The organism is Azospirillum tabaci (genome assembly GCF_014596085.1).
In the GTDB taxonomy this organism is placed as follows: Bacteria; Pseudomonadota; Alphaproteobacteria; order Azospirillales; family Azospirillaceae; genus Azospirillum; species Azospirillum tabaci.
Window position 1 is genome coordinate 51650 of sequence record NZ_JACCJY010000036.1, and the last position, 13960, is coordinate 65609.

Consider the following 13960-nt stretch of genomic DNA (forward strand, 5'->3'; position numbering starts at 1 on the left):
CAGTCTCCCTTTCTCAATAATCATTTTTCTCACCGCCATTTCAGCAGGCGGCGTTCCAGGATGGACAGAACGGTCCCGATGCTCAGGCCGAGCAGCGACAGAACCAGCACGCCGGCCAGGAGCTGGTCGGTCAGCATCAGGTTGCCGGCGGTCAGGACGAAGGCGCCGATGCCGTATTCCGCCCCGATCATCTCCGCCGCGACCACCAGGATCAGCGCGATGGAGGCGGTGATGCGGAAGCCGGCGAGGATGCCGGGCAGGGCGCCGGGAAGCACGATCTTGCGCAGGATCGACGCCCAGGGCAGGCCGAAGCTCTGCGCCATGCGGATCAGGTTGCGCGGCACCGAATCGATGGCGCTGTAGGTGGCGATCACGGTCGGGAAGAAGACGCCGAAGCCGATGGTGGCGAACTTCGACGGCTCGCCGATGCCGAACCACAGGATGAACAGCGGCAGCAGCGCGATCTTCGGAATCGGGAAGAAGGCCGACACCAGCGGCACGCCGACCGCCCGCGCCACCGAACCGATGCCCATGGCGAAGCCCACGGCCATGCCCGCGACCGTGCCCATGACCCAGCCGACGCCGATGCGCATCAGCGACGCCTTCAGGTGCTGCCACAGCGAACCGTCCTGCGCCATGGCGGCGAGCGCCGAGGCGACCGCGCTCGGCGGCGGCAGGAACAGCTCGCTGACGAGCCCGAAGCGGTTGGTGGACTCCCACACCGCGATCAGGACCACGAAGGCGAGCAGCGCCGCCCAGCGGTGCCCCTTGACCGTGAAGCCGCCGCCGCGGAAGCGGACGGGTTGCGACGGGGAGCGATCCTGAAGCGGGAGACTGGTGCTGGTCAAAGGGGTGTCAGGCATCGGCGATCTCCCGGTCGGCCAGTTGGGCCTCGGCCCGGATCAGGTGCCACAGCCGGTCGCGCACCTCCGCCAGATGGGCCTGGGCGGAGGGCTCCAGCCGTTGGTCGCGCGGCTCCTCGATGGTCACGATCTCGCGCAGGCGGCCCGGACGGCGGCTGAGCACGACGACCCGGTCGGCCAGCCGCAGCGCCTCGTCCAGATTGTGGGTGACGTAGAGGGCGGTCGTCCGCTCGCGCTGCCAGAGCGAGAGGAAATCCTCCATCAGCAGCTCGCGCGTCTGGGCGTCGAGCGCCGACAGCGGCTCGTCCAGCAGCAGCATGGCCGGGCGAACGGCCAGCGCGCGGGCGATGCCGACGCGCTGGCGCATGCCGCCGGACAGCTGCTTGGGCAGCGCCTTGCGGAAGTCCCACAACCCCATGCGGCGCAGGCCGGACTCGATGCGCTCCCGCCGCTCCGCCGCCGACAGCGGGTGGTGTTCAAGGACGAGCGACAGGTTGTCCTCGACGCTGCGCCAGGGCAGCAGGGCGAAGTCCTGGAAGATGAAGGTGATCGGGTTCAGGCAGCCGTCCGGCACCTCGCCCGCCACCGCGATGGTGCCGGAGGTGGGCGCCACGATGCCGCCGGCGATGCCGAGCAGGGTGGACTTGCCGCAGCCCGACGGGCCGATGACGGCCAGAACCTCCCCCTCCTGCACCGTCAGGTCGATGCCGTCCAGCACGACGAGGTCGTCGTAGCGGTGACACAGGTCCTTGATGATAAGCCTCATTGTCCCTTTCCAGTGGCCTTGCCGGGATGTGCCCCCGCCCAGGCGATCAGCAGTTCGTCGCGCGAGGTCAGGCCCGCCTCCGGCAGCGCGTGATTCACGACGGCCTTGGCGGCGCCGCCGGTCGCTTCCGGCAGACGGTTCTCCCACATGGCCTGATGGAGCGTGGGCAGCTCGTCCCAGGCGCCGAGGTATGTCGTTGGCACACGGACCGCCCCCGACGCAATGACGCGGTTCAGCCCTGCGATTTCCGCAGCGTTCGAAAGATGTGTGCCGACGATGGATGCGGATGGCATCAGGATGCGGCGCTGGCGCATCCACACTTGCGGCGCGTAGAAGCTGTAGCGACGACCACTCATGTCGCCGCAATAGACGACGCGCCCCGTGTGCGGCTTCACGAGCATGGTGGAGACGGCCAGCGTGTCGCGCCGCGCCCGTTCCACCACCACGTCGGGCATGCCGCGCGGGTTGTCGGCGGCGCGCAGGATGCGGCCAACCGCCTGGCCCAGTGGCTTGAAGGTGTCCTCGGTGAACAGCCGCACGGCCTCCTTGAAGGCTGCGGTCTCGCGTTGCGGGTCGGGCAGGTCCGGCATAGTGTCGGGCCAGTCGAAATGCGGCACGCGTCGCTTGATCTCGGCCAGCGACACGGCGCCGGCCAGCGCCTCGCCATAGCCCAGCGACAGCACGAAGTCGCGCTCGGAATCCCGGTCGGTGACGACGCAGACGCGGGCGCCGGACTCGCGCGCCGCCTCGATGGCCGACAGCGCCATGTCGTCGCGCAGCCCCACCGCTCCGGCGCCGTAGAAGACCAGCACGGCCTCGCCGGGGCGCAGGCGGGCGCGGCGCAGCATCCCGGCGGGCTCGGCGGTGCCGGGCTTGCCGAGGAAGGTCATGTGGTAGCCGCTGGAAGCGCCGAAGAAGGTCAGTGCGCCGCCCTCGGCCAGCGATTGGAAGGTGCGCGGGAAGGTCGTCTCGCCGGCGTGGCTGACCGCGTAGTCGACGAGTTGGCCGCCATTGGCGGCGCGCAGCGCGTCGATGTAGGGATGGCCCGCGCGCTCCCACGCCGCCCAGTGCGCCGGGTCGGCGGGGATGCGGGTGAAGGCGGCCTCGGCGACGGAGCGGTCCACCGCCTCCGCCCCGCGGGCGCGGATCGCGGCGGCGCGGCGTTCCGACGACACCATGCCGGTCACCTTCATGCGCCGGGCCAGCGCCAGCTCCACCGTCCAGGCGCCGGTGCCGCCCGCCGCACCCTCGACCAGCAGGCGCTTGCCCGGCTGGACGTCGAGGGCGGTGAACAGCGCGCGGTAGCCGGTTCCGGCGGCGAGCATGTAGCTGCCCGCCTCCTCCAGCGCGAGGCCGGGCGGCAGGGGGAAGAGCTGCGGCCCGTCGGCCAGCATGAACTGCTGGTGGCTGCCGTCCGGCGATTGATAGCCCTGGATGTGGAAGTCGGTGAACATGGGGTCGGACCCGGCTTCCGGGTCCAGCAGGTCGGAGACGCCGGAATAGACGGCGACCAGATCGCCGACCGCCAGCCGCCCCTGCGCCTGCAACGCCTCGCCCATGCGCACAACCATGCCGACGCCGCCGGAGCCGGTGACGTGCACGTCCTCGTCATGCTCGTCGAACAGTGAGATCGGGATGCCAGTCAGCGCCCAGACGTCGTTGTAGTTGACCTCGGAGGCGAGGATGTAGACGAGCGCCTGGTTGGGGCCGGGCTCAGGGACGGGGATGACCACCTCCGTCTCGGCCTGCACCGGGTCGCCATGGGCGGCGGCTCCCGTCTCCAGGTCGCGGACGACGGCTTGGGCGAGCTGCCAGCGCGGCAGGGGGGTGGCGCCGGGGATGAAGGGGCTGCCGATGGGCAGCACGCCGTCGCGGCTGTCGCGCCGCGGACGGGCGGGCAGGGGCGGCGATTTCTTCTCCAGGAACAGGGCGATGCCCTTCTTGGCGCCGTTGTCGGAGTCCAGGAGGAAGCGGGCGAAGGCGGCGATCTCGGCCTCGGTGCCGGCGTCGAACCCGTCGCGCAGGCCGGTGTCGACGAGCTGGACGATGGTGTCGGCGACGGGGCCGCGGCCGACGCTGTGGGCTTGGCGAAGGAGGCGCTTTACCCCCTCTCCCCCCTGGGGAGAGGGTTGGGGTGAGGGGGCTGCGCGTGGCGTGGTGTCCGGCACATGCGCAACCCCCTCACCCTCCCCTCTCCCCAGGGGGGAGAGGGTATTGGAGCGAAGCGCCGCATCGCGCGCCATCGCCTTCGCCAGCGTCAGCGCGTCGTCCGCCCCGCGCGCCACCACATCGACCAGCCCAAACTCCAGCGCCGTCCCGGCGTCGATCTGGCGTCCGGACAGCAGGATCTCCAGCGCCCGCCCGTACCCCCGCTCCGGGTCCTTGCGCAGCAGCAGGCGCGGCAGGCGCTGCGTCCCACCGTAGCCCGGCGGCAGGAACAGGTTGATCTCCGGCTGGCCCAGCCGGGCGCGGGGATCGGCCACCCGGACATGGCAGGCCATGGCCAGCTCGCAGCCGCCGCCGAGCGCCACGCCGCGGATCGCCGCGAACACCGGCTTGTCCAGCGCCGCTATGGCGCTGAAGACGGCGTGGGCCTTGGCGGGCAGGGCGCGGGCCTCGCCCTCGTCCCGCACCTCGTCGAGAAGCTGGCGGATGTCGGCGCCGGCCACGAAGTTGCGGCCCGTGCCGGTGATCACCACGGCGCGCACGTCGCTCCGCCGGGCAAGATGGGCGACCAGCGTGTCCAGCTCGTCGAGCAGGCGGTCGGACAGGGCGTTGACCGGCGGGTTGTCGATGGTGACGGTCGCCAGGCGCACGCCGTCGGCGAGGCGGTCGTACTGGACGGACAGGAAGCGCTGCCGCTCGATGAGGGTCTGTTCCTCCGCGCGCTGCTGGCCGCGCGTCCAGGCGGCGATGCGCGCCTCCAGGTCGGTCAGGCATTCGGGGTTGCGGAGCGTGGAGGTGTCGCCCAGCGGCTCCCCGTTCATCATCGCCGTCAGGAAGCGGCGCATGTACTTGCCGGAGCGCGTCTCGGGAAAGGCCGGGACGGCGAGGATGTCGGAGGGGACGGCGACCGCGCCCTTCTCCTGCCGCACCAGATCCTTCAGCCGGCGCTCGTCGTCCGCCGTCAGGTCGCGGCCCTTGGCGGGCAGGACGAAGGCGACCGGGGTCAGGCCCTTCTCGCGGTGGGGGGCGCCGACCACGATGACGTTGCCGACCGGGCTGTCGGGGTTGATCTGCTTGTCGCGCAGGATCGCGCCCTCGATCTCCTCCGTCCCCATGCGGTGGCCGGACACGTTGATCACGTCGTCGGACCGGCCGTGCAGGCTGAAGCTGCCGTCCTCGTACTTGCGCGCGAAGTCGCCTTGCAGGTAGGCCCAGACCGGCTGGCCCTTGGCATCGCGGAAGCGCCCGAAATAGGTCGTCACGAAACGGTCGAAATCGCCCTTCCAGCCGGGTTTCCCGACATTCTCCGCGTCGCCCCAGATGGTGCGGGTCAGGTAGGGATAGGGGGCGGTGACGACGATCTCGCCCTTCTCCTCCGCTTCGGCGGAGCGGAAGGCGACGCGGCCGGCGGCGTCCGGCTCGCTCTCGGGAACCCAGACGTCGCCGAGAACCCAGGGCAGCGGGTAGGTGTGGGCGTCGGCGCGCAGCGGCTGGTCGGGGTTGCCGTAGGGGTGGGTCCAGACGATGCCGCCATGCTCGGTCGCCCAATAGCTGTTGATGTATTGCGGCGTCATCACCGCCATGCCGAAGGCCTGGACGGCGGGGCTGGTCGGCTCCGCGCAGAAGGTCGCGACGCGCAAGCTGCTGCGGTCGTAGCGCTCGACGTCGGCGCGGTTCTCCGGGTGGGTCATGACCGTCTTCAGGAAGGTCACGCCCGCCTTGAAGATGGTGACCTTGTGCCGCTCGATGATCGAGGCGAAGCGCCCGGCGTTGGGGAAGACCGGCGCCCCCTCCGTCACGATGCCGGGGATGCGGGCGGCGAGGCTGGCGGTGATGAGGTAGCTCTGCCCGGTGATCCAGCCGGGATCGGCGACGACGTAGATCGCGTCGCGGCCCGGCAGGGCGTCGAAGCTGACCTTCATGGTGTGGGCGAGGCCGGCGACGTAGCCGCCATGGACATGCACCACGCCCTTCGGCTTCCCGGTTGAGCCGGAGGTGTAGATGATGAACAGCGGATACTCGGCATCCACCGGGACGCAGGGAACGGCCTTCGCCACGGCGGCGTAGAGCGCCCGGTCGTCCAGCGCGCGCAGCGCGTCCATGCCCGGAAGACCGGTATCCGGCAGGCCGGCGGCGGCGCACAGCTCCGCCTCGGCCTTCGCCAGCAGCTCGTGCGCCCAGACATCGCGGCCCTCGGTCCAGGGAATGTCGGGAAGCCCGGCGTGGCGGACGACGATCACCGCTTCGACCCGCGGCGGGGCGGCGGTCAGCGCCTCGGCGACGCTGGCGCGCAGGTCGGCCACGGTGGCGGCGTCGAGCGTCCCGGCGCGGTCCAGCGCCCGGCCCAGCTCCCGCATCACGTCGGCGGGGGCGACGGTGATCTCACCCTCCAGCCCGCGGCGCACCGGCTCCATCAGGGCGGTGTCGCCCAGCTTGGCGCGCAGGACCTCCTCGGTGATGCGCAGCGCCGTGGGCAGGGCGACGAAGCGGTCGAGCGCCGGGTCGCTGTAGGCCTCCTTGAAGGGGGCCATCTCGGCGTTGCGGCTGGCGCCGTCGGCGGTGATGACGACGCGGGCGCCGGCGTTCTCGATGCGGTCGGACAGCGTCTTGTCGGAGAAGCCGCCGAAGACGGCTGTGTAGATGACGCCGAGGCGCTTCGCCCCCTCCGTCCAGACGATCTGGTCGAGGATGTTGGGCATGTTCAGCGCGATGCGGTCACCCTGACGCAGGCCCAGCCCAAGCAGCGCCAGAGCGGCGAGCGCGGAGCGGATCAGCAGTTCGCGCCGGGTCAGCGTGACGTGATGGACCGGGCCGCCGCGCCCGCCGTTGGCGGCGGCGTCCCAGCGGTCGCCCTCGTACCAGTAGGCGGTTTCCGCCCCATGGCCGGACAGGACGTGGCGGTCCACCTCGTTGAAGGCGGCGTTGGTCATCCCGCCCGCGAACCAGCGGTAGAAGGGCGCCTCCGACCCGTCGAAGGCCTGGGTCCAGGGCGTCCAGTCCGCCTGCTCCGCAGCCTCGCCCGTTGCCGCGTTCCAGCCACGCCACACGCCGTCCGCCCCGCGCATCAGCCAGTGCGCGCCGTCGAACCAGTGGATCGTCTGTGCGGCGATGGCACCGTGGAAGGCGCCGGGATCGGCGGCGCAGGCGGCGCGCTGGCTCTGCCAGTCCGCGGCGGAGCGGATGGGGTTGACGGCGATGTCCTGCGGCAGCGGCGGCTGTCCGGCTGACTCCGCAATGGCGTGGTCCATGCTTTCCTCCCGATCGGGCATTTCTTCCTTGGCGGCCACGTCTTGTGCGCGGCGGGCATCACTATAGCGCGGCGCCCTGCATCCGCCGCAATGGCGCCGTGCGCGGCGGGGGTATGCCGTATACGCGGCTTTCGGTCATACTCGGTGCAATCAATGAGGATGGGAGGAAACGGCATGTCCAAAAACGACGCGCCTGCGAACGATTCGGTGACTTTCGCGGTCAGCCACGCCGATCCGGCGGACTTCAAGCGCGACGGGTTGCGGCCTTTCTTCGAATACCGCGACCTGGGCATCCGCGCCGCCACGGCGGGCAAGGCGAATGCCCACGTCATCCGCGCCCGCCCCGGCGAGCCGTCGCATGGCGGCTGGCACCGGCACGCGCTGGATTTCCAGATGGTCTACGTGCTGAAGGGCTGGGTGAAGTTCGCCTACGAAGGCGTGGGGGAGGTGCTGTTGCAGGCCGGCTCCTGCGTGCACCAGCCGCCGGGCATCCGGCATGTCGAGATCGCACATTCCGACGATCTGGAGATGCTGGAGATCACGCTCCCCGCCGACTTCCCGACCGAGGGGGCCGAAGCACCCGCCGGGGACTGACTTCCGCCAAAAAAGTGCCGGTCGCACCCGTCGCGACAAACGACGGTGCGGCCGGCCAGATGCTTTGGAGGAATCGCCGCCATGGCCACAGGGAACGACGCGGCCACAGGACGCTTCGTTGCAAAGGAAAGCAATGCCCATGCCAGCGCTTGGGTGGGCTCCCGGCGGGCGGTTTTCCGTGCTTTCGGGGAGGGCCTCCCGACCGCACCTGTCTGGAAGACTGGACAGGTGACCGGATCGCTGGACAGGCGGGTGGGCGCCGCTGTTCTGGCATGTTGGGCGCGTCGGAGGTATTAGGACGGCGTACGGCGGCGTGATGAGGATGCGGACGGGATGCCCGAGGTCGAGATCTCCCGCGAAGACAAGGGGCAGGCGACGGTGTTCGAGGCGTCGCCGTCCAGCGTGCCGCCCCAGCGCTACGCCCATCTGCTCTACGCCGCCCTGTTGCTGGCCGGTTTCGTCGTGGTGGCCGAACTGACGCTGGAGCCGACGGCCTCGATGCTGCGCTGGCTGGGTGTCCTGTGCGCGGTGCCGCTTCTGCTGATGTGGGTGATCACGCTGCTGCGGGCGGCGCGGCGCAGCGCCGTGCGGCTGGTCGTGGCGCCGGAGGGACTGACCGCCCATGGGCAGTTGGTTCCCCACAACACGATCCGCGGGGTGGCGCTCTATCCGCCGCAGGGCAAACGTCCGCTGTTCGTGGCCCGCATCCAGACGATGACCTTGCAGCAGCACCAAAAGGAACTGGCGCTGGCCGGGGGGGAGGTGGATGCGGAGGAGGACGGAAAACCGGGGAGAGGGCGTCGGCGGCGCGCCGGCTACCGGCTTCTTCTGCTGCGTCGCAACAATCTGCCGGCGCTGATTCTGGTGCGCGGCCTCACCCTGTCGGGCGGGGAGACGCTGATGGCCGGGCTGGCCGCTGAACTGCGCCGCCACAGCCGGCCGGGCTGATGTTTGCCCTGAGTTCGGTTGCCCGAGTTCGATTGCCCTGAGTTCCATCGGCGCGCGGGCAAGCGCCCCTCCCGCCGCGGGGCGGGAGAGGACCGCGCTGGAAAGACGCCTGAAGGACGTGGCTCAGCGACGGGCCGTCGGGGCTGCCGGCAGGTCTTCTTCCAGGATGACGACGTGCAGGGCGTAGGAGACCTCACCCTCGTCCACGTCACGGTGCAGGGTGCCGACGAACTCGTCGCCCAGCATGACCTCCGCGGACTGGCCGGCCTTCTCGGGCGGCTGGATGATGATCTTGTCGTTGCCGAGCGTCTTGCGCAGATAGGTCTGCACACGGGCGATTTCGGTTTCGGTCATCTTGGCGACCGTCGGCTTGGCGGGCGGCATGGCATGATCCCTGTGTTGTCGAAGGGGTCATATAGAAACCTTTCGGGCAAAGGGAAAGCACAACATCGCCCCGGATCGCGCATTCGCCGATCCCGCCCTTCGGGCGCTCCGTCTTTCTTGCGGGGGATCATGCCCCCGCCTGTGGAGAGCCGTTAGCCGGATTTGTCCTCTTGTTCCGGGAGGCACGGTCAAATACTGGGTGGAATGGAAAGTGGGGCGCCATGCTCCACCGTCCGGTGACCATGGCATGGGGTGACCATGGCTGTGCGCTTTCTCCGTTTCGTCTCGTGCCGCTTCGTCCTGGCGATCACCGCGGGCCTTCTGCTGGCCATGGTGGCGTGGGTGGCGCCCGGTCTGGCGGCCACAGCGCCGGAGCAGCGCATCGCGCTGGTGATCGGCGTCGGCGCCTACCGCCACGCCACCGAACTGCCCAACCCGCGCAACGACGCCCGCGCCATGTCGGCGGCCCTGCGCAAGCTGGGCTTCGCGGTGGAGGAGCGCTACGACCTCGACAACCGCGGCATGGCCGAGGCGCTGCGCGGCTTCGGCATCCAGGCGGCGCAGGCCGACGTGGCGTTGCTCTATTTCGCCGGCCACGGCATGCAGGTGGGTGGCACCAATTTCCTGATCCCCGCCGACGCCCGGCTGGAGCGCGAGCGCGATCTGGTCTACGAAGCGCTGCCCCTGAACCTGCCGATGGGCGAGCTGGCCCAGGCCCGCAAGCTGGGCATCCTGATCCTGGACGCCTGCCGCAACAACCCCTTCGCCGACCGGCTGGTGCGGTCCGGCACCAAGCGGACGGAGGTGCATTCCGGCTTCGCCCGCGTGGACGACACGCCGACCGACACGCTGGTCGCCATGGCCACCCGCGCCGACGCGGTGGCCGAGGACGGGCAGGGCGACCACAGCCCCTACACCGCGTCGCTGCTGAAGAATTTCGAGGTGCCGGGGCTGGAGCTGAGCCTGTTCTTCCGCCGCGTGCGCGACGACGTGATGCAGATCACCCAGGGCCGGCAGGAGCCGTTCCTCTATGGCTCGCTCGGGGCCGCCCCCTTCTACTTCAACCCGCTGCCGGAGAACCGCCCGCCGCAACTCGCCGCCCTCAAGACGCTGGAGGTGTTCGACCGCGGCGGGACGGAAGGGTTGGGCATCGCGCGGCCCAGCGATCCCGACAACGACCAGCTCTTCGCCCAGGTGACCGGCCTGCCACGCGGCGGCGGGGTGCGCATCGGCGACCGGGTGGTGCTGATTGGCGACTATCTGACGCTTGACCAGCTCACCGCCTCGACCTTCCGGGCCGACGCCACCCATCTGGGCGACGCCGGCAGCTTCGAGTTCGCGGTGATGGACGGGCGCGGCGGCGTGGCGCGGGGCGCCGTTCCGATCCTCATCAAGCCGAGCAACCGCCCGCCGGTCGCCGTCGCGGAGCGCAGCGTGCGCGCCGTCGTCAACAGCCTGCGGCTGGAGGTCCCCACCGATCCGGACGGCGACTCGCTGACCTTCACCGTCAGCACCGTCCCGGAACGCGGCAAGGTCCGCGACGGCACCACCCCGCTGAAGCCGGGCGACCGACTGGCGCCGGACCGGTTGACCGCCCTGACCTTCGACCCGGAACGGGCGCCCACGGGCCGCGCCGGGGTGTTCAGCGTGCTGGTCGAGGACGGGCGCGGCGGACGCACGACGATGAGCGCGCTTCTGGAGGTCGAGGAGGCCGGGGCCGCCCCGCCGCAGGCCGATCTGGAGGAGGCGCTGTGGCGCCGCGTGCGCGACAGCCGCGATGCCGACGCGCTGGACGCCTTCCTGCGGCTGTTCGGCTCCGGTCCCTTCGCCGCCCCGGCGCGGGACCGGCTGAACCGGCTGCGTGCCGAATCGGCCAAGGTCGCGGCGGTCACCTCCGGGGGCGGGGCGGGGAGCAGCGGGTCGTCGGGCAACGGAGCGTCCAACGGCAAGGCCGCGCCGCCACCGGAACTCCAGCTCGACACCGCCGGGGAGGGCATGTATGTCGCCGTCGCCGATGCCGAGTTGCGCGCCGGGCCGGACGCGCGGTCGGAACGGGTCGGCGCCCTCGCCAAGGACGGCGCGGTGCGGGTGCTGGGCCGGGTGGCCGACGCCGACTGGTACCGGGTCGCCCTGGATGACGGCAGCCAAGGCGGCGTGCAGGGCTTCGTCCGCGGCCCCGCGCTGCGCCCCGCCGGACCGGAGGACCGCCAGCGCCTCGCGCTCGCCGCGCCGGCCCAGTCCGGGGGGTCGCAGGGGCGGGCGCAGGGCAACGGCGGCAGCTTCCAGGATTGCCCGGAATGCCCGCCGATGATGCGAATCCCCGCCGGCAGCTTCGTCATGGGCAGCGAGCGCGGCGACCCGAGCCAGCGCCCGCCCCGCCGCGTCACCTTCGCCCGACCCTTCGCCATAGGGGTCTATGAGGTGACGGTCGCCAACTGGCGGGCCTGCGTGGAGGGTGGCGGCTGCCCCGCCATGCCGCGGATGCGCAACGCCACTGACGACACGCCGGTCCACAACATCCATGTCGAGGATGCGCTGGCCTACACCGAGTGGCTCAGCCGCAAGACCGGACAGCGCTACCGCCTGCCGAGCGAGGCCGAATGGGAGTATGCGGCGCGCGGCGGCAGCGCGGCGCGCTTCGCCTGGGGGGACAGCCTGACGCCGGGCGCGCGGCTGGCCAACTGCCGCGATTGCGGCGGGGCCGCCGACCGCTCCTTGCCGGCGCCGGTCGGCGGTTTCCAGCCCAACGCCTTCGGCCTCTACGACACCAGCGGCGGCGTGGCGGAGTGGGTCGCCGACTGCTGGAACCCCGGCTACAAGGGCGCCCCGACGGACGGCAGCGCCTGGACGGAGGGCGATTGCCGCAAGCGGGTGCTGCGCGGCGGCTCCTGGCGGGACGGGCAGGACGCCATCGCCGTCACCGCCCGCATCGGCTACGACGCCGACGTGCGGTACATCGCCGACGGGCTGCGGGTGGCCCGCGACCTGAACTGACTCTCGCCCCGTTCGTTGGTGGGACGCACCGTCTGCGGATGGGACCGCGGCGCCCCCGAAATTGCAGAAATTGGTGTCGGGCCAATGCGCTAGACTTGACCGTTCGAAGGCTTGGCGATCCGCTGACCGGACGGCCCGATGATGAGAGGCCGGCGGAGGCTTCGACCAAAATCGTTACAGCCGCCGCGCCCTAAGACTCCCTAAAGGGGTGGTCAAAGAGAAAATCAGGTGGAGGGTATCGACGTGTTGCGCTGGCCCCGGAGCGCCGTTTGGAATGTTGCGCTGGTTGTGGTGACGGCGAACGTTGCCTTTGCCTCCATGGCTTTTGCCGAGGACAAGCGCGTCGCATTGGTGATCGGCAACGCGCAGTACCAGGAGGGCGGCCCGGCCGCCGGGGTGGGCGCCAACACGGCGGTCGTGGCCGACGCGCTGCGCCGCGCCGGCTTCACCGTCACCGCCGCCGAGAACCTCGACCACCGCGGCATGGTCGCGGCGCTGAGCCGGTTCCAGGACGCGCTGGGGCAGGCCGACCTGGGCTTCCTCTATTACTCCGGCGTGGCGTTGAGCCTGTCGGCCAAGGGGTTCCTGGTGCCGGTGGACGCCAAACTCAGCTCCGAATACGACGTGATCTTCGACACCATCGAACTGGACTACGCGCTGAAGGAGATCCAGCGCAGCGGGCGCAAGGCCGTCGCCGTGTTCGACCCGGTGCCCGCCCATCCGCTGGCCGACCGGCTGGCGTCGGCGATGGGCGAGGAGGGGCGCTCCGTGAAGCCGGCGCTGGCGGCCCCGGCGGCGCTCGACAACCTGTTCGTCGTCTACTCGCACCGGCCCGGCACGCCGCCCGCCGCACCGTCCGCCAAGGGGGCGGACGCCTTTTCCACCGCTCTGGCGCAGGAAATGGTCAAGCCCGGCGTGCCGCTGCGCGACGCCCTGGCCGAGGTCGCCCGCACCGTCGTCGGGCGCACCCGCGGGGCGCAGCACCCCTGGCTCCAGGACCGGCTGAGCGCCGATCTCGTGCTGGTGCCCGGCCCGCGCGCGCCGTCCGCCCCCGCCGTCGCCCGGACGGAGGAAGCGCCGCCCGCCGAGTCCACGGCTCCCGAACCGAAGGTGGTCGAACCGAAACCGCTGCCGCAGCGGCTCGAGGAGAAGCCGGCGGCCCCGGCGGTCGCCGAGGTCGAGGTCGACCCGCTGAACGAGAAGCGGGTGGTGACGCGCGACACCAACCTGCGCGCCGGTCCCGACACCAAGGCGGCGGTGGTCAGCACGCTGCGCCGGGACAGCGAGGTCGCGGTCACCGGGCGGACCCGGCGGAACGGCGGCTGGCTGCGCGTCGAGCAGGACGGCAAGACCGGCTTCGCCTTCGCCAGCAACCTCGCCAAGCCGGAGGAGGTGCCGGTGGCCTCCGCCCAACCGCAGGCGCAGCCCCAGCCCCAGCAACCGTCCCAGCAACCGTCCCAGACCCAACAATCCCCCCAGGCGGGGGCGCTGACGCCTGGCGTCTACACGGTGGCGCGCGACGCCAACCTGTTCGCCCGCCCGGTGCTGGGCGCCCGCAGCCTGCGCGATCTGGAGCAGGGGCAGCGGGTGACGCTGCTCCAGGCCGCTCCCGACACCGGCTGGGTGCTGGTGCGGGATTCGTCGGGGCAGGAGGGCTACGTCACCGCTGGAACCCTGTCGGGCCGGTCGGGCGAGGCGGTGTCCATGGGCGGCGCGGCGCCCAGCGCCTACCCTCCGCCCACGGTGGTCCGCGGTGACGTCGATCCGGCGGCCGGAGCGCTGTCCGGCACGACCGGCCCGACGAGGCTGGCCGCCCTTCCCGAGGGCGGCGGGGAGGGCGCCGCAGGGCGCTCCACCGCCGGTGCCGACCCGCTCGCCGCCGGGCTGGCCGAACCTTACCGCGACGCCGTGCAGGCGGGCCGCAACGCCGCCTCCCGCGCGTCGCGCTCCGCCACCGCCGGGCGCGGGGCGGAGGCGAAGGCGCGCGAGGCCCAGGC

At 71.4% G+C, this 13960-nt stretch carries 8 protein-coding genes; 4 read left to right on the forward strand and 4 right to left on the reverse strand.

What is annotated here, in order from left to right; all coding sequences use genetic code 11:
* Positions 1–29 precede the first annotated feature (29 nt).
* Genes H0B54_RS25270 through H0B54_RS25280 form a run of 3 tightly spaced genes read right to left on the reverse strand, consistent with a single transcriptional unit; the run spans position 30 to position 7043 of the window.
* Positions 30–863, reverse strand: a complete 834-nt coding sequence (locus H0B54_RS25270; RefSeq protein ID WP_188262617.1) for an ABC transporter permease — start codon at positions 861–863, stop codon at positions 30–32.
* Entirely contained in the window at positions 856–1629 is a 774-nt protein-coding gene (locus tag H0B54_RS25275) for an ABC transporter ATP-binding protein (RefSeq protein ID WP_094306364.1), read from the reverse strand. The genes H0B54_RS25270 and H0B54_RS25275 overlap by 8 nt, the downstream gene beginning before the upstream one ends.
* Positions 1626–7043 (reverse strand): AMP-binding protein, encoded by a 5418-nt coding sequence (locus H0B54_RS25280; RefSeq protein WP_188262618.1) that lies wholly within the window; start codon positions 7041–7043, stop codon positions 1626–1628. The genes H0B54_RS25275 and H0B54_RS25280 overlap by 4 nt, the downstream gene beginning before the upstream one ends.
* A 174-nt stretch (positions 7044–7217) precedes the next feature.
* On the opposite strand from H0B54_RS25280, the gene H0B54_RS25285 reads away from it, so the two are divergent.
* Both H0B54_RS25285 and H0B54_RS25290 read left to right on the forward strand, forming a co-directional pair.
* Positions 7218–7637 (forward strand): cupin domain-containing protein, encoded by a 420-nt coding sequence (locus H0B54_RS25285; protein WP_188262619.1) that lies wholly within the window; start codon positions 7218–7220, stop codon positions 7635–7637.
* A gap of 333 nt (positions 7638–7970) precedes the next feature.
* The gene (locus tag H0B54_RS25290) at positions 7971–8585 is read left to right on the forward strand and encodes a hypothetical protein (RefSeq protein WP_188262620.1); all 615 of its coding nucleotides are present in this window, start codon (positions 7971–7973) and stop codon (positions 8583–8585) included.
* 123 nt (positions 8586–8708) lie between these two features.
* Here the strand turns inward: H0B54_RS25290 and H0B54_RS25295 are convergent, their stop codons facing one another.
* On the reverse strand, positions 8709–8969 hold the full coding sequence (locus H0B54_RS25295) for a DUF3126 family protein (protein WP_094306360.1): 261 nt from the start codon (positions 8967–8969) through the stop codon (positions 8709–8711).
* Positions 8970–9227: 258 nt separating this feature from the next.
* Here H0B54_RS25295 and H0B54_RS25300 point away from each other — a divergent pair, with 258 nt between their 5' ends.
* Positions 9228–11963: an SUMF1/EgtB/PvdO family nonheme iron enzyme gene (locus H0B54_RS25300; RefSeq protein ID WP_188262621.1), complete on the forward strand. Its 2736-nt coding sequence runs from the start codon at positions 9228–9230 to the stop codon at positions 11961–11963.
* Positions 11964–12281: 318 nt separating this feature from the next.
* The coding region (locus tag H0B54_RS25305; protein ID WP_188262622.1) for an SH3 domain-containing protein at positions 12282–13960 on the forward strand (1679 nt) is incomplete at its 3' end.